Source organism: Catenibacterium sp. co_0103, from assembly GCF_004168205.1.
Taxonomy (GTDB): domain Bacteria; phylum Bacillota_I; class Bacilli_A; order Erysipelotrichales; family Coprobacillaceae; genus Catenibacterium; species Catenibacterium mitsuoka_A.
The window spans coordinates 1-22,195 of sequence record NZ_RCYB01000009.1; the positions used below are offsets into that span (position 1 = coordinate 1).

Below are 22,195 nucleotides of genomic sequence, written 5' to 3' on the forward strand. Positions count from 1 at the left end.
TATTGTTGGAATATTTCTGAGTGAACTGATAAAGAGAAGCTTTCTTAGGCTTTAATACTTTGTTTGACATATGATTATACCTCCATCTAATTTCTAATCTAATTATAGAACAGATGGGAAATTCATGTGTCTGGTTCAGCTTCATGAACGCCGTTTAATCGGTGCTTATGAAATTTAATTTTCACTAACCTGTGGTTTGTGGGTATTCAAATTTATTTTTTATTTTTGTTAATAATAACTTAAATACAACTATGCCGGCTTCGAATAGTTTTTCTCGGTTTTCTAACGTGACCCAGCCTTTTTCTTTACTAGATTTTACATCTTTAGCTAGTTCATTCATTAGCTGTAGCGTGGCCTGTCTCTTTTTAAAGTCCTGTATATTAGGAATTACATGTCTACTATGCTCATTCAGATTTAATGTTAGGCATAGGATTCAACTCCTTTCAGTAATAATTGTTAAAACATTATTTTATATTCCAAATCACAGTCACTGTATCTGTAACATCAATATCGTCTGCTTCAATATCTATATCATATCCAGGACTACCTATTGTTTTTTCTGCACTTGCGAATGCAAAATTCTGTATAGGTTCTGAGACAAAGTTGATTTCACCCCAAGAATAATCAATAGATACGATATCACCTAATTCTACATCTGCAGCATGTTCTAAGACTTTTGCTTTATGCTTAGAATCTTCTATCGCATTCTTCAATAATTCATCTTTATATTTTTCAGCATCACTCGCTGTATATTCAATTGAAATTTCTGGTGTAATCACACTATGTGCCAAAGCATAAAGTATCTCCCCTAGTTTCTTATTATCTGCATCAAATTCTATCAACATATGATGTGTATATGTATATCCTATTAATCTCTTTTTCCAGCTTTGATCTTTAGCTTTATAACTTTCATATTTGGTATTAATACCAAAGCTTCTAGTTTTTAAATCATCTTTTTTAAATCCTAGAGAAACAAATAACTCCTTCAATATTTTTGTTGTTTCACTAGAAGGAGTAATCTCTGTTCCATACCAAATCATACTGAGTTTTTTTGAACGATGGTTTAATCTACTCATTCTGATTTTCAAGAATGGTCTTATATCTGGCGATAACAGTCTTCAAAACAGACTGAGCCATCTGCGATTTAAGGTTAAACTTTTCTCGTAATGTAGAATACAAAGCTTTATTAAGTGAAAACTGCTTTAAGTCACGAGTGCGGAATACATAGTCTGAAACATAATTACAGGCATTACGATAAACAGACATAGTTTCATCAAGCAAAACCTTATCTGTTTCAGCTGCGATTATTTGAATTTTAGCTGTAATAGTCATCTGTTCCATAGATGTACTCCTTTCATGGATATTTCACTATATATTATATCTAATTTATAGCGAAACATCTATATTTTGAGGTGAGCTGTGGATAGTAGATACAATCGTCATAACAGACGAAAATACAGCCTGAAAGTATATATAGTTCTAGTAACCAAATACCGCAAACAACTACTAAAAGACTCTATCGCTGATGATGTTAAATAAAAGATTCTCGATATAGCTAATACTCGTGGCTACGAAATTATTGCGATAGAAACTGACAAAGACCATATACATTTCTTATTAAGTTACGATACAACAGATCAAGTTTGCGATATTGTCAAAATTATAAAGCAGGAAACAACATACCACTTATGGCAAAAGTATAGTTCGGTCTTATCAAAACAGTATTGGAAGGAAAAAATATTTTGGTCAGATGGTTATTTTGCTTGCAGCATTAGAGAAGTCTCATCAGCAACTAAACAAAAATATATTGAAAGTCAGGGATAATAAATACGATTTACGAGGCTCCTCCCACCGCCTAAAGGCAGTGGGAGGAGCCTATGACAAACGAAAGGATTTATTTATGAATAATCATAAGGCCAATAATTCTTTGACTTTTTGAGTTGTGAGATTATTGAGTAATAACCCTTCTTTAATGAGTGCATTGGGTGCTGATACTTTTAATTCATTTACAGTATTTCCTAAACCACTGCTTTCTGATGTTGCGAATAGCGTAATTGTCTTGTTAGAGAAATCGTACGCTTCTAGGAATGTATTGATAATTGTAGGTGCTACATACCACCAGATAGCAATGTAAAATGTAGCCAGTTCCCCTCATGCGTTGATTTTACTGGGTTTAACTGTATACAAAACTGTGTTTACTGTTACTATCTTTCATTCTTTTCCAAAATAGCTTTGAAGCATAGGCCACATTATTTTCATATATGACACAAAGCTCAGCTCTACTTGTGCTTCATTAAACCATCCAACCATAAAGCTATTTATCTCTTCAAATAATACTTTTGAAAGTTTCTGAATAATAATTGTGTTATCCACTTCTTCAGTATAATCTTTCGCATACATTTTACATATAGAACGCACTCCAAAATAATTATATAGCACACCTACCGTTGTTTTTAATGCTTCAATATCTCTTGGAAAATCTGTTCTATTCATCATATTCACTACTAATTGATGTCTTGAGTTTAGGTAATTCCTAACTGTACTATTACCTATTTCAACATCAACTGTAAATGAAAAATCTTGAGTTTGTATACTATCTGCTCCTAACATTATCATCAATTCAACTTGTGCTGCATGATATTCTGTATAACCAGACAAAGCCATATATTTCCAAGAATCTTGCTTTGCATACATTTCCGTATCTAAAATATGCGTAAATTCATGAAACACAATATACCTTGGTATTTCCGAACTTTTGCATATCCTTAATATATGTTCATCTGTTTTCGTATTATAGTAAGCTTGGGCGGCTGAAGCGAATCCTGCTGCATCGCTTTCCTCAACATTAATTTCAAAAAAATCTATCTTATACTGTGGTAATTTCTCAATTTCCATAAACTCAATATATTCTTTTTCATATTCTTTAATTAAATTTTTAATTTGTATTTCTGTCATATTGTTTTATACCTCATATCAAAGTTAGCATTTCACTTTTAGTATACCATAAAACAATCCCATTCTCATTCTATATATTTTATCCTCAACGATGAAAAGATGTGTCTGCACACATCTCTTCCATCTTATTATTTTCAATGTTATAAGTTCTTAATAAAATTCAAATCCTGTTTCCGTAATGCCTTCTGTAACTTTTCGTTCTTTCTCTTCAGTTCCTTATTTTCTCTGCTCAGAGCTGCCACCTTCTGGTTCAACAGTTCAATCTGTTTTTCCATCGCCATGTTCAGAATTTCTCTTCTTGGATCTATCATTCCGGCCTGTTGCTCTACTGCTTGGTTCAATGTATCCCGGACGGTTGGATTTTTATAAAAGAATCCTCTCGACAATCCAGTTTTCTTCATCAGCTTTGGAACGCTGATACGTTCTTTATTTGCCAGCATATCTTGTATTGCTTGCAATGCCAGTTCAATTTTCTCTTTACTTTTTCTCTGATTTTCCTCAATCATCTTGTCGTATTTGCTCATATTCTTCACCCCATCTTGCCAGACTCATATATATGATGTCACTCATCCTCTGTCTTACTTCTCTGGTTTCGTCTGCCATTCTTTGATTGCTCATTTTCCGGTAATGCTGTACATTATTCAGTCTTTTATGCCCCAATAGTCTCGCTATCGTCCAGTCATCCAGATGCATTTCTGTAAGTTTGACGCCATAGTAGTGCCGGAACATGTGCGTTCCAAACCCGAATAATTCGCCATGATCATCTTTCAACTGCTTTTCCTGTATCATGGACATGACTTTTGTTTTTATAGCCATATACTGCATCGGGCGGTCAGGTTCTTTTTCATTAACAAATATGTATTCTGTATCACCGAACTTTTCCTGTGTATATTCAATAGAACTCTGTAACAGTTTTGCAAGTTCTTTACTGATCGGTTTTTTATATCTTTTAGTTTTAACTTGATATATTTCAATCATATCTTGGCCATTTTCTCTCGTCAGACAATCTGGTCTCAGTGTAAGGGTATCTGATATCCTAGTTCCAAGCATCTGATGTATCAGAAGACATCTTGCAATCTGTACATCCATCTGTGTAATTTCCGCATTCAGTCGTTTCATTTCATCATCAGAATACACTCTAAATTCTGCATTTACTTCCGGTGGAATATCCGTATTAATAAATAAATGCTCCAATCTTTCATAGCTGTAAATTTTTCCGATTGTCTCTAACTGTCGTCTTAATGAAATTACATAAGAACTATTCGCACTATGGGAAGTATCTTTTGTTGACAGATGTATCAAAAATTCTTCCAACACTTCTCTGTCTATTTCACTGCAGCTTTTTATTTTGGAATACTCTTTTTGGAGATATTCTGAGAATATCCTCATTATTGTCAATTCTCCCTGTACAGTTCCTATTGCTTCATACTGCAGATTCATATAAACAGCTTTCTTACATTCTTCCCTGATATCTGGCTGATATATTTTTCTGAAATCCAGTGTTTTTACATTATAAATTGGATTGGATCTGATTTTAATATCCAGATTTTTTAGTTCCCAAACATCTTTTTCTATCTCATCCCGTAAATCTTCTGGCCCTAAAAATTTCAGTACGTTTCTGAAATATAATATCGTCACTGCTTCGCCATAGCTTACTGTACCATACACACTCTTCTTTTCTTTTACAATAGTTATTCCCTGTTCTAACATCCAGCCTTTTAAAAGTGATATCCATTTTTCTGGATTTCTATCTCCAAGGCTTTTGATTCTCCGATTTATTCTGCTGTTCAAAAACTTTGCAATATGATTATAAGCTGTTCGATCCTGAATCAATGCTCTAAACGTTCCGTTTTTGCAGCGATACATAATATAACCTCGAAACTCTTCCTTTAATTCTTGCGTTGGAAGCAACGTTAAATCAAATTTTCCATTATCCTTACGTGTCCCTGTTTCTTGTAAATTGGGGAAATCGCTGAAGTATATAATATCATTTTCCATCTTTTTCCTCTTTCTTTAGCCATGATGCTAAACTACTTCCTTGCATTTCAAAGAACTCATCATTTGCTTTTGCAATCCTTTGCGGCATATAATCAATATACTGTCTTGTCATCTCTTCATAAGTATGTCCAAGATAATCCCTGATACTTTGCAGTGATACATGACTGTCATAAAACATAGTTGCTACTGTATGTCGATAATCGTGTGATTGAAATAAATATTCTCCATTTGCAATCTTATTTTCCCGGCACGCTTCTATCATCTGAGTTCGGAATGTACCATATAGACAAGCACCACCTCTGCTGTTTTTAAAAATGAATTCTTCAGGCTGAATTTCATGTTTTTTCAAGTATACTTTCATAATCTGATAAAGTGCCTGTGGGATTGGAATCCTTTTATAATTCTTCATTTTGACCTGATACACCTGAATCCAATAATCCTCGCCCTGCTGATAATAAGCATTTCCTTTCAATGTACACACTTCACTCGCCCGTAATCCTAGACACCACAGATGTAGGAACATACATCGTAATCGCTCTGGAAAAAGATATAATTTTTTCAAAATTTCCATATATACTGTTTCCTCAACGCTACGATCATGATGTACTATTACTTCTTTTTGTTGGAAATATTCAATTCGGAATGGCATTCTTGTAATATACTGTTTAACTTCCATGAATTTATAAAAATGACCGATACCGAAAATTCTTTCATTAAATCCCTTTGCCTGTATTCCCCGTTCTCGCAAGCCGTCTGCATACTTTTTTACTTCTGCGACAGTTGCATGAATCGCCAGTATCTTTTCTTGTTCCAGCAGTTCAATAAAATTTCTAATACATACAAATCTTCGTACAATCGTGCTGACTGCCTGTCCAGTAATTCCCAGTTCATATTTCATGTATGCCTGTAAAATTTCTCGATTCTGTATTTCCTTGACTTCCATAAAAGAAATGCTAATTAAGGATTTACTTTCGTCTATCCGATGTTTTCCAAGATGTAATCGTTCCAGATACCATACATTTGCTTCCCATTGGATCTGTTCCTGCTGCATAAACGCATCTCTTCTGCATTCACCTAAAATACTTCGTTGACTCGTTTCGGGAAAATTCTTTAAAATAGTTTCCACTTGTTCCATTTCCAGCAATCCAATATCCGTAATATTTAACTGAACACAAGAATCATAAAGAAGTTTTAAGGATTTTAACCTGACATTTCTATAAGCCTTAGACATTGAAGTATTGGCAATGATACGACTCAACGTATAAAAAATTTGTTTCTTTAAAACTTCTGAACAATTTTGTGTAAAATCCCACACCAATAGGTTTGTTTTATAAGAAGTTTCAAAGGTCTCAGCTATTTCCTTTTCCGGATAATACTTCAGAAAATAAATTTTATTTTGATATTTCCATTCATATATCCGCTTTCCATTTAGCGTCTGCATTTGTTGATAGATATGTTGTTGTTTTACCGTATCATATATTTTCAAATAGAAAGATACAATTTGTGATCGTATCTGTCCTCTTAAATATTGTTCATACGAATTTCGCAAAGGATAATCCATTTCTTCCAGATGCCAGATTTTTCTATCTGCCAAGAACTTTTTCAATTTGTTAATTCTTGAATCGCTTTTTATTCCAAGTGCATCAATTTCTGAATATAGTTCCTGCTTTTTCTTCTCAATATCTACTTCAGATTCTGTTATGTGTTCTGCCTGTTGCAATAAATATATAGGTATTTCTCACACCTCCCTACTCCAGCAGACGTTCCGCCCCATAAATAGCAGTGTGTTGTGCATAAAACTCATTACTTGCTTCTATCAGTTCATCATCCAGCCAGTCCAGATACTTTATAGTCGTATCCAAATGTTTATGCCCCAATGCCTGACTGATCATTTCCAGTTCCCATCCTGCCTGCTTTCGCATATTTGCAAAATAGTGACGTAACATGTGGGGTGTGATTTTAACTCCGGTTTTCTTTTCCATTCGGTCCAACATATCATATACACTGTCCACTCTTAATGGCTTTCCAATGTTCTCACCCATGATATTCACAAACAGGTAATCCTGATGTTGCAGGATTTTCCGATATTTTGCCAGATAATCCATGAGAAATTCAAACGTATCATTACTTATCTTGGCACTTCTGTATTCCGCATTTTTGGCTCTCGCTTCATTTTCATTATCTTCCCGGAAGCATACCCTTATCATGTGATTCCTATAATCAATATCTTTGACATATTTTACTCCCAGTAGTTCCCCAATTCTGTATCCGGTTTCTGCTAACATAAGTAACAGAAGCTGATCTCTTCGGTTCGTACAGGCCTGTAAAATTGTAATAATCTGATTTTCTTTTGCTGTTCTCCCACGATGTTCCTCTTCCTTCAGATAGGCTTTAAAAGAATGATTCCGCAGTACCTTTTTTACTCCCACCTGATTAACCGCTATAATCTGGTTATACGATAAGGTTTTGAGACTTCCGTACTGTTCATATTCTGCCTCTATAAATAAATAGAACCTGAACACATCTTTTAAGTATGCGTTGCAGGTTCCTTCATTCGGACACTTCTTTTCTCCAGCCGTTTGCTCTGTATGGTTTCCGGCTTTAAGCCAGTATAAAAATTCCACAAAGTGTTCTGTCTGTTTTTCATAATCTAACTGATAGACTTCTGTGAGTTCCATTTCTTTCTCTGCCATATATTTCATATAATAGCAGATTGAAAATGCTGTGCGTTTCACTGTATTTGGTGAACGTTTACATTTAATCTTATGCATTAGATATTTACTTGGCAGTTCTTCAATACTCATTGTTTCCAGATTTCTGATGAAAAAATATTTTTCTGTTCCATCTTTTATCGTTTCCACCTTGTATATCATAAGCTGCCTCCTTTCCTCTAACGCTATACACAGTATACCCACTTCATGCCGAAATAGCTATTCATCAATACCAACAATCCCACCGAAAACGCCCTTGAAATACCACCAAACTTTTCGTGCAAAATCTGCTTTTTCTGTAGCAGAACCACGAACGGTTACAGGTAGTATTCCACGCCTTTCCGGTTTCGAATAAAGTGCTGGACATCCTTGATATCTTTTGCCATCTTGCAGCTCGGAAGCGCACACATTACTTCCTCATGATACCTGCCACCTTCTCCTGCACGCTCGTCTAAAATGGACACGACACAAGTATCTGTCTCGGTGCGGAGAGCACGTCCGAATCCCTGTCTTAGTTTTTTCTGCATGTCTGGAACAATCACTGCCTGAATATAATCTTTCAGGCTGGCATATTCCTTCTTCTGTGCTTCACTGATGGGATCAGGAACAGCAAAGGGCAGTTTTACTATAATCAGCGAAGATACCATATCTCCAGGGAAGTCTACTCCTTCCCAACAGGAGCCGGCTGCAAAAAGGACAGCATTGTCCATCTGTTTAAATCTTGTGATCTCTTCCGGTGAATGTCTCCACACCTCTATCATCGGGAACGGAATTTCATCCCTTAACATCTGGTAAACGTTTCCCATCAAATGATAAGATGTAAACAGCACTAGCGTATGCCCGTAAGTCGAACAGATCAGTGAATGGATATGGTCTGCTATCATCTCTGCCTCTTCCTGACTTTCTCTTCTGCATGTCTTCAAATTCTTTGGCAGATATAACAGACAGTTCTTCTGATATTCAAACGGGGAGTCTGCCACATATTCCCGGACTCTCCGCACTCTCTGTAATCCTGTCATTTTCCGAATGTGGGAAAATCCCTGTCCGGTTTTTAAAGTTCCGCTTGTCAGAATCGCTCCCATTCCTCTGCTCCATAACATCTGGTCCAGATACTGTGGAATCCGTCTGCTGGATGCACACAATATAATCCGGTGGTCATGGTCCTGCTTCAGATGCAGCACATACTTCTTATCCTGATGGAAAAAGCATTCCAGCACACTTTTGGTTTCTTCCAGCTTGTTTCTGATCCACTTTGGAATCTTCTTTTCTAATTTTTCTATGATCTTATTCATGGTCTGTATCCCCTCATATAAATACATTGCACACTCTTCTGTCATGTGGAATTCTTCTTTTATCCCATATCTGGTTCTGTGGTTTTCTCCTATGATGTCCAGCACCATCCGGATCGTCCCGGACAGTTTTCTTATCTCCGGGCCTTGGTACTCATTCCCAAGATAAAAGCAGATTTCTCGGATATCGTCATAACAGAGGCTCTTCCCAAACATCTGCTTTGCCGCATCCGGCAGCTTATGTGCTTCATCGACAATCAATGCTCGGTAGTCTTTTAATAACGGGCGGTAATCCTGCAGCCTGTGATAACCATCAGCCAGCAGATAATTGTGATTACAGATCTGAATGAACATTTCATGATCTCTGGAACGCTCCAGATACTGCTGATACCTGCATGAGCCTCTTTTCGGGCAGTCTCCCGAACAGAACTTCGGTACACTCACCATCCTTCTGTCAAACCCACTTAAGTTGGACACTTCGTCCATATCATAATGTTCTTTCAACGACAGCAGAGCTTCTTTCTGCAACGCATTTTTGTTTTTTTCTTCGATTGCAACGATTCGGTGCTCCAACCTCTCATCGCAGACAAAATGCTCTTTCCCTTTTCGTATCACAGCTTTAATAGGGGCCTGAATCGTCCCGTTCTCCTGAAGAATCCGGGAGAGAAAAGGGATATATTCTGTAAGAATTGCTTTCTGGAGTGCAATGCTGGAAGTGGATATCACGACCGGACGCTGCTCATAAGGGGAACATCCTTCTGCAAGGAGGGAATATTTTCTCATCAGAACACAGGCCACCAGATAGGCATACGTCTTGCCGATACCGACACCCGCGTCACACAGTGCTATGTTTCTTCCCAGCAGGTTATCCAGCATTTTGTGGCATAACATAATCTGTTCTTCCCTTACTGCCATTCCATGTTCCGGGAACAGCACTCGGAAAATAGTATCAATTTCTCGATGCGCTCTATTGAGATATTCTCTTGTGTAATACATAATTTGTTACCTGATATGCGTGCTGATATCACATCAATACGGCTGTAAAGGATTTCTCCCTACAGCCGTATGTATCTGATATCAACGACACATTCTTCCTTGATTTCTTATACTTTTGATTTTTGGCGTTGTATTTGTCCTCGACTCCCCCATTGCCTTACGGGAACATTACAGGCGGATGCTTGGCATTGCACCGCTCACGGATTTTCTAAAAGTCTTGCTGATTACAACCCAAAGTCCATCCTCTGCTCACTGGCAGTTCCTATGTATCATTATCCCCTCGTAAGTGATCCTCGCAAAAGACCGCCACGGTCCTGTTTCAGTTAAAGATGATTCGCTCGAAACGAAAACGCCACAAAAGAACTCTGCCTCTCACTTTCTGGTCTAATTTCTTCCATGCCCTTTTCATCTGTCCTCGCGTCTTCCTGCCACGCTTCTACTTACGGGAACGTACCTGTAATGCTGGTATGAGGTTGTCAAAGTACACTGGCAAAATTTACCTGCCTATTAAATAGCCGACGAAAAACGCCATAATTATTCAATTTTTGATAAATTTTTTAATTTTTTTCTCAAACGGTTTCTTTTGGTATAAATCGTCTGTTCTGCCATTCCCATAATCTTAGCAACTTCTCTTCCAGAATATCCCCATGTACTGAGTAAGAGGATTTCCAGTGTCTGATGCTCCGTTTCTTTCAATAGTTCATAGATTCGCTTATCACCTATGTGATCCAGAAGCTCCTTTACATCCCTTGCAAACAGCTCGCTGTCCTTTTCTTTTATGGAATCCATATCCTGCATCGTTTCATCCAGATGTTCCCGGTATCTGCGCTCTTCCAGAAAGTCTTCCCTGTCCATCTGGCGCAGCTTTTGGATCTTCTCTTCTTCCATTCCCAGTTCACGCAATTTCTTTTCTTCCTGTTCTTTCCAATAATTCCACTTTCGTTCTTCACTTGTCTTGTTATAAGCCATTTATCTTTCCTCCGATCTGATTTTTGATATAGAAATCAAATCGGAGCATGGCGGTGACCGGATAGGTACGTTATAATGTTCGAAAAATGTCGAAGAAAAAAATGCTGCAACCTCTTCGATTACAGCACTTTTTTCCATCTTACGTGAATATTTCTTGTTGGTTCATAGGAGATTCCTTCTTTTTCTCATAATGAATAAAAGACTCTTGTCATCCATTATTTATTATAATTTTTCTACTATTACAATAGCTTTTTTAACAAGTTTTCTTGTCTTGGAGTTTAAAAGAAAGCTACCAGTTTTTTTCCTCTGATAGCTTTCCATTCATTCTTATTCTGTTGGGAACATCGCTGCTTCCAACTTATTCATCTCTGTATCCAAAAGACCATATTTTCCTGAGTTATCTTTTTCCACGGATACGTTTACAGTAACAGCTTTTCCATATCTGTTCTTTTCAAGACTCTTCTGGACACTTTCTGTTAATACAGCTGCAAAGACTTCCGGATCATTTCCATCCAATCCCTGCTTTATTTTTTCATTGCTTACCTCTGTAGAGCTTTGTTGCAATGTCTGAAATACATTGGATGGTTCAACTTGTACACTTACTGTATAGACTCCATCCTCTTCTTTCACATCTTGTACTTTGTATTTTGCCAGTTTCTTTACTTCTGTCAGTTTTTCCGCATAATCAGCAATTCCTTTATCCGTAATGTTATCGGAATCATCAAATTGCTGTTGGATACTCTCATTAAAATCCTCTTCGATTTCTTTCTTGGCATCTTTTTCCGAGATTTCTAACAGATTCGCATAGTCCTTATATTCTCCATGATAGTGTGCATCAAGAGAACTTTGGACGTAGGATTTGGCATCAAAGTCTGGTTGTCTGGAGCAAGCTGATAACAATATACATACTATAATTCCTATACTTATGCACAAAACACAATTCTTCTTTTGCATATTCTCTCCTTCACGCTTTATTTATCTTCAATTTTTATCGAAAATAACATTTTTAAATACTGTTCTATTGACTCCTTTTGAACTTTTCTTTCAATATTATATGGAATGCACATAAAAAACTCCACATAACCATTATCAATAAAACTCAGCAATACTTCTCCATTTTCTGTTAAAAAATGTACATATTTTTTATTACATTTACTTTCAAATTTAATATTCGACATTTGCTTGTATATTTTTTTGTAATGATTTTTTATGCTTACTTCATCTGTACAATCAGTTCCATCACCTATCAAAAAAGAAATATACAACTTATCATAATCTTCATTTCTATATGTCATATAAGAATCTGTATGACCATCACCAATATTTTTATAATGCTCATTTGGAATCGAATAACTAATTATTTTCCCCTCTAATGTTTCAAATCTTTCTGTTTCATCAATTCTAATTTCACATGGTTCAAACATTTTTTTTATAAACAAGCCCAATTCATAATCCGACATTTCTATAAAATTAATATAATCTTTTTCTTCCGTTTTTCGCGAATATCCCCCTCTATTATTCCGTTCCCATCTTCTAATTTCTAATTCATCTCCATTTTGTTTCAAATCAATTCTTTGATAATTCTTGGAAAATGTTGGAAAACTTTTATATTTTGTTTGTTTCCAAAAATTGTTTAATTGAGATTCGTCTACTTTTGGGGAACTTTCTGCAATTTTTATTCCTTTTCTAATTGCACAGCCTATCTTATCTATTGTTTCTTCAGCCATAATTTCAATTGTAGGTTCGATAGAAATATAACATCCCATAAACCTTTCAATGGCATTAGGCACAATTAAGAAACCATATTTTTGATTATAATATACAGAAATCATATCCGTTTTCTCCTCTCTATTACTTAAGGGGAATAAAATATTCCCCTTAAGCTATTTACTTTGCTATTATTTTCCTACTGTAATAATGAGTTTAACACCTTTATCAATACCATGTTTTGTAGCATTATTAACTGCATTTATCTGAGCTTCGCTTAATGTTACATTTGGAACAACTACTTGTAATTGTCTACCCACTATTTCTTCCGCATTAACAAATTTACCATTAAATGTTTCTCCTATAAATCCTGAAACTTTATTAATGTCCTTGACAATTACCTTTTCCAATTTATTACCATTTTGATAAGTCTTTGCACCTAAGTCTCGGCTTTTAACACTAGTCACAACACCATTTTCTACTTTATCTATGGTCGGGAAATTGTGTCCCAAGTTATTTCCCATAGCTTTGTCAATAATATCTCCTCGCTCTAATGGTGGTTTTTCCCAAGTGCCTTCTGGCAATTTTGTTTCGGTTACTTCTGCAACTAATTTTTTAAACGATTTATCAATCCCATCATTATGGGTACTTCCTGCACTCCTTACTACATTCAAAAGTTTCCCAGCCCCATAACTAAGGCCACCCATAACGCCACCTGTCACTGCTCCTGCAATACCACCGACTAACGTATCTTTTGCTACTTGTTTCAGACTATTTCCAGACAAACCTGAATTCACTGCACTATATGAAGCTCCACCAATAGCTCCAATAACTGCTCCTGAAACCATCGCCGTTCCTAAGCCACCCATTGCTGGCAATGCTGCCAGAACTGCTCCTGCAGCCAAACCGCCTGTTGCAGCAACTACAAGACCAGAAACTGTAACCGCAGTTATACCAATGGCTACTTTTTTCACCGCATTCCAGTCTACTTTTCCAAGCTTATCTGTAATACGATTTGTTGTCGTACACATATGTCGTACCACTTCTGAGCGGATTTCTGCCGTTCTTTCTGAAACATAGGATTTGAAAGATGTATAAGTTTTTCCAATTTTCTGTACCCCATTGCTTACAGAACGAATAAACTGACTTCCTCTGGATGTGATCTTTTGATATGTACTGCTACTGGTTACACGATTTTTCACAGATTGATATGTCTGTTTTGCATGTTTAGCTGCATTTTTGGCAGTTTTTGCTACCCCCTTCACTGTGTTAACAATAGTTTTTGCTGCTTTCTTAGCTGTATTTACTACTGTTTTGACTACCTTTTTCGCAGTATTAACGATTTTCTTGCCGACACTCTTGACTGCTTTCGCTGCTTTTTTAGCTGTACTCTTAATCCTGCTCCACAATGAATGTCCTGTCGGATCACTGTAATTCAGCGGATTATTGGTCGTATAATCGTAGCGGTTTCTGGTCAATGGATTTTCTGTCGTTCCAAGGTCACTATCTTCAGTTGTAAAGGTTCCGTTCTCTGCGTTATAGTATCTTGCCCGCAGATACTGAAGTCCTGTTTTTACATTTGTGGACTCCCCATTGTAACCGTAGTAATTGACACCGTCTGCTGTTCCTGATGTAAGGTTACCGTATGAATCATACTGATAACTGTTCGTCAGATTAGCTGTTTCGGTCAGGATTCCGGTCACGCTGTTTCTTCCGTCATATAAATAATAACTGCTTTCTTCCGATTTATCAACGCTTACCCGTTCTCCGATTCCACTTTCTCCATAAGTATAAGCCTGACGTACTTTCTCGTCTGCTCCATACTCTGCAAGGACTTCTGTATTCTCGCGATTGATATCGTTGATATACTCTGTCAGTGTGTATCCTTTGGCATTGGAACCGCCTTTTACCAGAGAGGCAAGCTGCTCTTTCGGGCTGTTTCCATCTTCGGTACGCTGGTTCGCCGGGATCAGGACTTCATCGCCATAGCAGTCTTCCCATTTATAGGTGTTATCAAGTTCGAATACCCGGTTGTTATCTCCATCGTACATGGCTGCCATCAGGACTGTTCCACCCTGTTTTACTACTGCCAAACGATTCTCTGCTGTGTATTCATAAGTAACCGGATCTGCACTGTTTGTCTTATCACATTCCTGGATCAGATTGCCATCTTTATCATAGCTGTAGGTTGTTCCCGGATCGCCCCAGATCTTTGCATTGGTGCGTTTGATGAGCTGGTTGGAATCGTTGTACTTATAGTTATATTTTGCTTTGCTGACACCATCCTCGATCTTCTCGTAAGAGGTCCGGTTTCCAATCTTGTCATAAGTATAATTATGGACTGTCTTTTTACCGCCCTCTGCTTTTTCTGTACAGCGTGTCAGTTCCCAGTTGTCATCGTATTCATAGGTACGTGTCGTCTGGATCTCTTTTTCCTGATGCTCACAGTCTGCTTTGTCTGTCTCTTTCTGTGTATCGCCCCAGTTGTACCAGTCTTCCCAGCTTGGCGTCTTTCTTGTTCCAGCTTCCAGTTCCGTAGCTGTTTCTCCAACTACATATCCCTGATCATTGTACTTGTACTCATAAGTACTGATTACTTTGCCGCAGGAACCACAGGTATTCACAATCTTTGTGATATGATCTTCTGCATCGTAAGATACTTCCGTCTTTGTTCCATTACTTCTAGTAACTTCTGTCACACGGTTCAGTGCATCATGCTTGTAAGTGGTTACTTTTCTATTACGGTCTGTCAGTTTTACCAGATTATCATTTAAGTCGTATTCATAGCTGATCTTTGTCCCATCCGGGTATACGATTGCCTGCAGATTATCTGCGTCATCATAAACGTAGCTGACATCCTTTTTCGAACCGCTTGTCACTTTGGTGATTCTTCCAAGTGCATCGTATTCGTAGCTGCTCTTGCCTGTCTGATCCTTCATGGATACCCGTTCCCCGGCACTGTTATATGCGTAGGTCACGTCCTTTTCGGATGTCTCGCCTTTTGCGTCCTGATAAGATTTCTCCAACAGGACATTCAGTTTGTCGTAATCATACGTGGTTTTCTTGCCGCTTGCCTGTGTATGTCCGGTCAGTCTGCCTTTTTCATCATAGTCGAATTTCTCCGTTCTTCCTGCCGGATCTTTGATGGATGTCAGGTTGCCTTCTAAGTCATAAGTATAATTCGTTGTCTTATTTGCTGCATTGGTGAAGATCACCAGGTTATCCATGTTGTCGTAACCATAAGTTGTTACACCGCCAAGGGCATCAGTTACTTTGGTCAGGTTGTCATTCTTGTCATATTCCAGATGGCTCTTTAATCCGGTCTTATCTGTAACAACCTGAATATTCCCATGTGCATCGTAATCAAATCCCGTTGTGAATCCACGCTTGTCTGTAATAGAAGTTACCCTGCTGTCCTTATCATAGGTATAGGATTCCTTCTGCCCCAGTGCATCGGTCTCTTCTGTTACACGGTTGTCTTTATCGTAGACTGTCTTTGCAACATAGCCCATCGGATCTGTTACAGATGTAACATTATAATTCTTATCATATCCATAGCTGGTCTTTCTTCCACCCGGTTTGGTGATCTCAGTAATATTTCCTGCCGGGTCGTAAGTGTAAGCAGTTATCTTACCAAGCGGATCAGCTGCAGAAGTCATCTGACCTGCCAGGTCATAACTGTAGGTATTGCTCCGTCCAAGCGGATCTGTCTCCTTCACCAGATTGCCATACTTATCATAAGAAAAGCTGGTTGTTCCATCCAGTGCATTGGTAGAAGACTTCATGTTATGGAGCTTATCGTAAGTATAAGTAGTGGTACTCTTTAAGCTGTCGCTTTCTTTTACCACGTTGTCCACTTTATCATAAGAGAAATTTTTAGTATAACCCAGTGGACTGGTCATACTCTTCAGACGTCCGGCTTTATCATAACTATAGGTATACTCTCCACCATTCGCCTGTGTCATCTTTGTGACATTGTCATTCAGGTCAACACTGTACTGTGTCTCATTTCCCTTTGCATCCGTTACAGAAATGACATTGCCATGCTTGTCGTAATCATATTTGGTAACTGCTCCCTTTGGAGAAATCTGTTCCGTCATGTTACTCAGGCTGTCATATTTGTATTCGGTAATGAGTCCCATCGGATCTTTTGATTTGGTAAGATTTCCAATGGCATCATAACGGTATTCATTTGTTTCTTTTAACGGAGAAGTCTCACCGATCTTGCGGTCCAGTTCATCATACTGGTAGGTTGTCGTATTTCCATTTCCGTCTGTCTGGGATACGAGATTGTCATTTTTATCGTAAGCATACTTGGTAACCGTACCGTTTTCATCGACAGATTCCGTCACATTATCATTTCCGTCATACTTAAAGGTGCTGGATGCTCCCAGTGGATTTGTCTGAGAAATAACCCGGTCTTTCTTATCGTAAGCGTATTTATATGTGGCTTCCTCTTCTTCTGTCATGGATAACTGGTTGCCGACTTTATCGTAGGTAAAGGTTGTTTTATGACCTTCCGCATCCGTTACCGCTGTAATGCGGTCCATAACATCATATTCATAAGATGTGATACTTCCGTCTGCTTCAGTAAGTTTCAGGAGTCTGCCGTACTGATCGTACTTGTATGTTGCTGTCCTGCCAAGTTCATCGGTCTGTGTCAGTACATTTCCGGCACCATCATAAGTATAATCCATACTGTTTCCACCATTGTCGGAGGAATGGATCAGGTTGCCTGCTCCGTCATATTGATAGGTAATTACGAGTCCCTGTGCATCCGTACATTTTACAAGCTGTCCGATGGCATCGTACTCCATCAGCACCTTGTCCCCTGTCGGCAGTATTATGGATGTGTTATTTCCCTCTTTATCATACACATAACTATACGCATTGCCGAGGGCATCTGTCATCTTTGTGCTGTTGCCCTGTGAATCGTATTCGTAAGTGGTCTTTCCTTTCAGGGCATCCACCGTCTGTTCCAGATTGTCGGTGGAATCATATTTCATTGCTGTAATGTTGCCCTTTGCATCGCTTACCGATGTCATGTTTCCATTACCATCGTAAGTCATGGTACTGGTATTTCCATTTTCATCGGTAGAGGATACCAGATTTCCATTTAAGTCATACTTCATGGATACGGTATATCCAAGGGCATCTTTGGATGTAGTCAGATTTCCTGCCTTGTCGTAAGCATAAGTATCTGTTCTTCCCTCTTCATCGGTAGAAGATACCAGATTTCCTGCTTTATCATAAGTATATGTGGTAGTTCCACCTTCTGGGTTGGTTTCACTTAAGCGGTTTCCTGTATTATCGTAGGTATAAGTCCAGGTTCTTCCACTGTCATCTGATTTTGATACCAGATTGTCTGCCGCATCATAAGTATAAGTGGTAACTGCACCTAATTCATCTGTCTCTTTAGCGAGTCTTCCGCAGTTATCATATTCCTTGGAATGGCTGCTTCCATCTCCATAAGTAATCTTGGTTTCATTTCCTAATGCGTCATATTCATATTTGGTTATATTACCAACTGCATCTTTGGACTGAAGCACCTGTCCAAGAGAATCAAACTTGGATACGGTTGCATTTCCATTTCCATCGGTATATTTTTTCAGATTTCCTGCTTTGTCATATTCATAGAGCTTTGTTCCAAAATCTTTATTACTCTCTTCTATGACACGTCCCATGCTGTCATACTTATAAGTAATTGTATTTCCTTTTGCATCGGTTGCTTTGACCTGCTGATAATTCTTATCATAAACGTAGCTGATCTGATTTCCTTTCGGATCTGTACCACTGGTCATGTTGTACATCTTATCATAAGTATAAGTGGTGGTATTCCCCAGTGCGTCAGTACTTGCTGTAATATTTCCCACACCATCCAGCGTATAAGCGGTCACACCGCCATCGGCTGCTGTCTTGGAAGTCAGATTGCCATTCGCATCGTAACTGTTCGAGGTTACATTTCCAAGTGGATCTGTCATGGTAACTGCACGATTCATCGCGTCATACGTGAATCCCCATGCTGCTCCATTTCCATCCACATATCCGGTCATGTTCGGTCCGTCATACGAATACGTTGTTGTGACACCTCTGCCGTCTGTCTGGGATACCATACGATGTTTGTCATCGTAAGTATAGGTAATGGCTGTTCCATCCGGTTTTGTAGATGTGACCATATTTCCATTACCGTCATAACTGTAAGTAACCGTTGCTCCGTTATATCCAGTTGCACTGGTCAGCTTATTCTGCTCATTATAAGTATAAGAGGCTGTCTTTCCATCCTCTCTTGTCTCCGTTGCTACATTGCCAAATGTATCATAAGTGTAAGTTTTTGTTCCGGCTGCTGTCGTTTCGGAAGCAAGCTGATTCTCTGCATTATAAGTCTTTTCACAGGTTGTTCCATCCGGATATTCAATGGATGTTGTGCGGTACTGATCATCATAATGATAAACGGTCTTATTTCCTTCGTTATCCGTTGTTGTAGTAGAACTCTTTCCGTACTTGAAAGTTGCCGTTCCTTTTTCTGCATCAGTCTGCTCTACAACTCTTCCTTCTTTATCGTAAGTATTCTTTACAACCGTATTGCCATTCTCATCTTTCCAGCTTGTCATACGGCTGTCATCATCATATTTGTACTCTTTTGTTGTTCCATTCGGATCTGTTACAGATATCAGATTTCCCTGCTCATCATATTTGTAAGAAACTTTTCCACCATCTGGAAGAGACAGTTCCTTGATATGCCCGAATTTATCCTGTTTTACCCCGAATGTTTTTCCGGATGGTGTTGTAATCTTACTCAGATTATAATCATCGTCATAATCTAATACTGTCTTAAATCCATTCACATCCGTTACATAACGTAAAATTCCATATTTATCAAATGACCAGACGCTCTGATCCGCATCTGTCAGTTCCCATCCGATGTAGTCATGGTCTGTATCTTTATAGCTGACTGCTTTTAAATCATATACATAACCATCCGGAGCAGTGTAGCTTCCATCTTCATTCTTATCAAAGATCAGATAACTTCCGTCCCCTCTCATATACAGAAGACTTCCGTCCTCCATTTGAGAAAGTGACTGGTCATAGTTAAAGCTCCATCCACGTCCGAACATGGAATGCTGGTCTGTTCCTTTGGAATTGTAGCTTCTTGTAATGGAGAATTCTCCATTCAGTTCATTCATCGTCGCATCGGACTGATCCATGTAGAAGTTACCAGTATTTAAGTTGACTGGTTCAAATCCAAATTCACAGTGCAGGCCTCTTCCCATCAATGCTCCGTCAATCCGCATCTTATCCTGATCGGTAAGCGGTGCAGGACTATATGGAACATTTGTCTGTGGGTTACGGATAAAGATCGTGTTATTTGCGACTACCAGTGCGTCCATAACCTGATTGTCTTTCATAATGTTCTTAAGCGGAACACCATAATATTTTGCAATCTTCGGGAATGTATCAAACTGCTTCACTTCATAGATCACAAAGCTGTCACTGGTCACTTCTTTTCCTGTTTCCAGCTTTCCATCAATCTCTTTCGATGCTTTTGCTTTGATCTTATAAAGCTTGTCCTTCGTCAGCCCTGAATACAGTGCACTCTGCCAGTTGGAATCTTTGCTGTAATACTTATTCGCCTCCGGGAACTGCTTATTGTATTCAGTACTGTCTGGATAGGAATACAATGGTTTTGCATCTGTTTCGTGATGTTCTTCATTTTCCTCATCTGGAAGCAGATAATATTCTACTGTAGATTTGCTCTTTGCAATTCCGTCTGCAAATACGGCATCAAACTTCAGCTTTCCATTTGTATTCTTTTCTGTCATCGGGCGAAGCAGGATCGTTGTTTCATCCAGTGACATATCTCGCAGATATGGATCTTCAGCCGGTGACCACTGGATGCTGAGTTTCGGTCCATAAACGGATGCCCTGTTATTCAGTACCTCACACTGCATAGAAGCTCCAAGGTTATTTGCCTCGGCAATGGCTACCAGTGCAAATCCGTTATTCGCATGAGTTCCCTGCACCCAGTCATTGACCAGATCTTTGACGTCATAATTGATATAGCTGTTCCTGCTGGTACTTGCATTCTGTACATCCTGAAACGTAAGATTTACTGGTTTTGTTTTCCATGTGATGGAGGTGTTCCACGACTGATCTACACGATAAAGTCCAAACTGGGATGCACCACCACTGTATGCAGTTTTCTGACTGACTGCAAATGTTGCACTGTCAATTTTGGAATCTTTCGGAATCTGACTAAAATTTGAATTTACTTTGATATAAGTCCGGCAGTTCTGGTGTGCAGTACCAAATCCTGCAAGGTTCCCAGACTTAATACCATCATCAAATCCGACATACGGATAATTGTTGTCACCAATCTGACTGGTAGGACTTCCCTCTTCCACACCGATCATGTTAAAGGAACTCTTCTGAATCTCTACTGGTGTCGGATCGATCCTGACCGGATACTGACGTTCTTCTGCCGAAAGCCAATCCCTATCTGGTTTTACGGTCAGGATTGTTTTTCCATCTTCTTCCCGAAGTTCCAATGTGATCAGGAAACTGATTTCCCCGGCAGCATCTTCCATTGATGGCGTCTCCAGAAGATACTTCGCATCTTTGATTGTCTTCCCTTCCGGATAGATATAGACCTGATTGTCTTTTACTTCTGCCTGATACCCCGGAATCTGCAGCTCGTATTCATAGACTTCCCTGTCTGTTGGCTGCTGAAGTACGATATCTTCCTTAATGCTGGAATCCAGTACTGTATACTGAACATCTGCGCCCTCGTAAACTTCATTATAAAGGATCGCATTGTCTTTAATAACGGAATGTGTATAATCTCCATCTACCGGAATGATCCCGATTCTGGTCTTTCCATTTTCAATCGTTACACCATTCTCTTCTGACATCTGTTCCGGAAGAAGGATAGCATAATCGTTTGCCTTGTTCTGATAAACTTCTGTTTTCTCTTCCTTTTCTTCAGTTGCCACTACACTGCTGGCTTCCTGTGCTTCTTCGGATGCCGGAGTATCTGCTTCTTCTGGTTTTACAAGTGTATTATCAACCAGCTCGGTATCTCCATCCTCATTCTTATAAGTTCCGACATAACCTCCATAAACGGTTGTATACTGCTTGTCCCCTGTCTTATAAGTCTTGGAAATGGCATCATAATCAATCAGTTCACCTTCCGGTTCTTCTGGAATCGGATAGTAATCCTGTGGTTCTTTCAACTCCACTTCTTTTTCCTGCGGATTTTCTTCTGTTTCTTCCGCTGGAGTTGTCTGTTCTTCCTGCGTCTCTGTATCTTCTGATGGCGTCGTTTCATTTTGTACGTCCGCATCAGACTGCTGACTCTTATCTTGTTCTCCAGATGTGGAATCTGTAATCCCTGCTTCCTCTTCCGTCAAAGCCTCTGGTCTGGAGAAATCTGCATTCTTCTGTACATCCTCAATGGCCTCTTTTGCCTGTACAAAAATAGGCTCTGTTCCCTGTAGTGCCATCAGGAGTGCAAGTACTAAGGCTATAGCCGACTTTCGAAATCTCTTCATAGTCTCTTTCTCCCTCTTGTAA

14 protein-coding genes and 1 pseudogene are annotated in these 22,195 nt (G+C 38.7%); 1 reads left to right on the forward strand and 14 read right to left on the reverse strand.

Annotated features, from left to right (window positions below; translation table 11 throughout):
• Nucleotides 1-184: 184 nt before the first annotated feature.
• The 3 genes from EAI80_RS13300 to EAI80_RS02715 all read right to left on the reverse strand — a co-directional run bounded on the left by EAI80_RS13300 (nucleotide 185) and on the right by EAI80_RS02715 (nucleotide 1,341).
• Nucleotides 185-340, reverse strand: coding sequence for a hypothetical protein (locus EAI80_RS13300; protein WP_193760854.1), 156 nt, complete (start codon nucleotides 338-340; stop codon nucleotides 185-187).
• A gap of 124 nt (nucleotides 341-464) precedes the next feature.
• Complete coding sequence (locus EAI80_RS02710) at nucleotides 465-1,076, reverse strand: SIMPL domain-containing protein (protein WP_129980858.1); 612 nt, start codon at nucleotides 1,074-1,076, stop codon at nucleotides 465-467.
• Entirely contained in the window at nucleotides 1,069-1,341 is a 273-nt protein-coding gene (locus tag EAI80_RS02715) for a hypothetical protein (RefSeq protein ID WP_202976587.1), read from the reverse strand. Before EAI80_RS02715 ends, EAI80_RS02710 begins: the two co-directional genes overlap by 8 nt.
• A gap of 210 nt (nucleotides 1,342-1,551) precedes the next feature.
• Between EAI80_RS02715 and tnpA the strand changes: the two genes are divergently transcribed.
• Nucleotides 1,552-1,824: an IS200/IS605 family transposase gene (gene tnpA, locus EAI80_RS13740; RefSeq protein WP_275055400.1), complete on the forward strand. Its 273-nt coding sequence runs from the start codon at nucleotides 1,552-1,554 to the stop codon at nucleotides 1,822-1,824.
• Between the two features lie 84 nt (nucleotides 1,825-1,908).
• On the opposite strand, the pseudogene EAI80_RS02725 reads toward tnpA, so the two are convergent.
• The 11 genes and pseudogenes from EAI80_RS02725 to EAI80_RS02775 all read right to left on the reverse strand — a co-directional run.
• Nucleotides 1,909-2,124 (reverse strand): annotated as a pseudogene (locus tag EAI80_RS02725) (flavodoxin); the annotation flags it as partial.
• Between the two features lie 87 nt (nucleotides 2,125-2,211).
• Entirely contained in the window at nucleotides 2,212-2,955 is a 744-nt protein-coding gene (locus EAI80_RS02730; protein WP_006426953.1) for a hypothetical protein, read from the reverse strand.
• A gap of 140 nt (nucleotides 2,956-3,095) precedes the next feature.
• A complete protein-coding gene (locus EAI80_RS02735; RefSeq protein WP_015513361.1) occupies nucleotides 3,096-3,479 on the reverse strand; it encodes a DUF6262 family protein in 384 nt (127 codons plus the stop codon).
• Nucleotides 3,454-4,953 carry a tyrosine-type recombinase/integrase gene (locus EAI80_RS02740; protein ID WP_006426955.1) on the reverse strand — a complete coding sequence of 500 codons (1,500 nt, stop codon included), beginning with the start codon at nucleotides 4,951-4,953 and terminating at the stop codon, nucleotides 3,454-3,456. The genes EAI80_RS02735 and EAI80_RS02740 overlap by 26 nt, the downstream gene beginning before the upstream one ends.
• Entirely contained in the window at nucleotides 4,943-6,673 is a 1,731-nt protein-coding gene (locus tag EAI80_RS02745) for a tyrosine-type recombinase/integrase (protein ID WP_007886448.1), read from the reverse strand. The genes EAI80_RS02740 and EAI80_RS02745 overlap by 11 nt, the downstream gene beginning before the upstream one ends.
• A gap of 28 nt (nucleotides 6,674-6,701) precedes the next feature.
• Nucleotides 6,702-7,826, reverse strand: coding sequence for a tyrosine-type recombinase/integrase (locus tag EAI80_RS02750; RefSeq protein ID WP_006426957.1), 1,125 nt, complete (start codon nucleotides 7,824-7,826; stop codon nucleotides 6,702-6,704).
• Between the two features lie 155 nt (nucleotides 7,827-7,981).
• Nucleotides 7,982-9,949: an ATP-dependent DNA helicase gene (locus EAI80_RS02755; RefSeq protein WP_110102393.1), complete on the reverse strand. Its 1,968-nt coding sequence runs from the start codon at nucleotides 9,947-9,949 to the stop codon at nucleotides 7,982-7,984.
• Nucleotides 9,950-10,483: 534 nt separating this feature from the next.
• Nucleotides 10,484-10,918 (reverse strand): hypothetical protein, encoded by a 435-nt coding sequence (locus EAI80_RS02760; RefSeq protein WP_007886453.1) that lies wholly within the window; start codon nucleotides 10,916-10,918, stop codon nucleotides 10,484-10,486.
• A 327-nt stretch (nucleotides 10,919-11,245) separates the two neighbouring features.
• Complete coding sequence (locus tag EAI80_RS02765) at nucleotides 11,246-11,872, reverse strand: hypothetical protein (protein ID WP_007884654.1); 627 nt, start codon at nucleotides 11,870-11,872, stop codon at nucleotides 11,246-11,248.
• A 17-nt stretch (nucleotides 11,873-11,889) separates the two neighbouring features.
• Nucleotides 11,890-12,750 carry a contact-dependent growth inhibition system immunity protein gene (locus tag EAI80_RS13305; RefSeq protein ID WP_007884653.1) on the reverse strand — a complete coding sequence of 287 codons (861 nt, stop codon included), beginning with the start codon at nucleotides 12,748-12,750 and terminating at the stop codon, nucleotides 11,890-11,892.
• A gap of 66 nt (nucleotides 12,751-12,816) precedes the next feature.
• The gene (locus EAI80_RS02775) at nucleotides 12,817-22,173 is read right to left on the reverse strand and encodes a DNRLRE domain-containing protein (RefSeq protein WP_202976588.1); all 9,357 of its coding nucleotides are present in this window, start codon (nucleotides 22,171-22,173) and stop codon (nucleotides 12,817-12,819) included.
• Between the last annotated feature and the right edge of the window lie 22 nt (nucleotides 22,174-22,195).

Excerpts from the sequence above, each read along its gene's own strand:
- EAI80_RS13300 (WP_193760854.1), bottom strand. The coding sequence starts at position 340 with ATGAATGAACTAGCTAAAGATGTAAAATCTAGTAAAGAAAAAGGCTGG.
- EAI80_RS02735 (WP_015513361.1), bottom strand. The coding sequence starts at position 3,479 with ATGAGCAAATACGACAAGATGATTGAGGAAAATCAGAGAAAAAGTAAA.
- EAI80_RS02740 (WP_006426955.1), bottom strand. The coding sequence starts at position 4,953 with ATGGAAAATGATATTATATACTTCAGCGATTTCCCCAATTTACAAGAA.
- EAI80_RS02755 (WP_110102393.1), bottom strand. The coding sequence starts at position 9,949 with ATGTATTACACAAGAGAATATCTCAATAGAGCGCATCGAGAAATTGAT.
- EAI80_RS02750 (WP_006426957.1), bottom strand. The coding sequence starts at position 7,826 with ATGATATACAAGGTGGAAACGATAAAAGATGGAACAGAAAAATATTTT.
- EAI80_RS13305 (WP_007884653.1), bottom strand. The coding sequence starts at position 12,750 with ATGATTTCTGTATATTATAATCAAAAATATGGTTTCTTAATTGTGCCT.
- EAI80_RS02775 (WP_202976588.1), bottom strand. The coding sequence starts at position 22,173 with ATGAAGAGATTTCGAAAGTCGGCTATAGCCTTAGTACTTGCACTCCTG.
- EAI80_RS02715 (WP_202976587.1), bottom strand. The coding sequence starts at position 1,341 with ATGGAACAGATGACTATTACAGCTAAAATTCAAATAATCGCAGCTGAA.
- EAI80_RS02765 (WP_007884654.1), bottom strand. The coding sequence starts at position 11,872 with ATGCAAAAGAAGAATTGTGTTTTGTGCATAAGTATAGGAATTATAGTA.
- EAI80_RS02710 (WP_129980858.1), bottom strand. The coding sequence starts at position 1,076 with ATGAGTAGATTAAACCATCGTTCAAAAAAACTCAGTATGATTTGGTAT.
- EAI80_RS02760 (WP_007886453.1), bottom strand. The coding sequence starts at position 10,918 with ATGGCTTATAACAAGACAAGTGAAGAACGAAAGTGGAATTATTGGAAA.
- EAI80_RS02730 (WP_006426953.1), bottom strand. The coding sequence starts at position 2,955 with ATGACAGAAATACAAATTAAAAATTTAATTAAAGAATATGAAAAAGAA.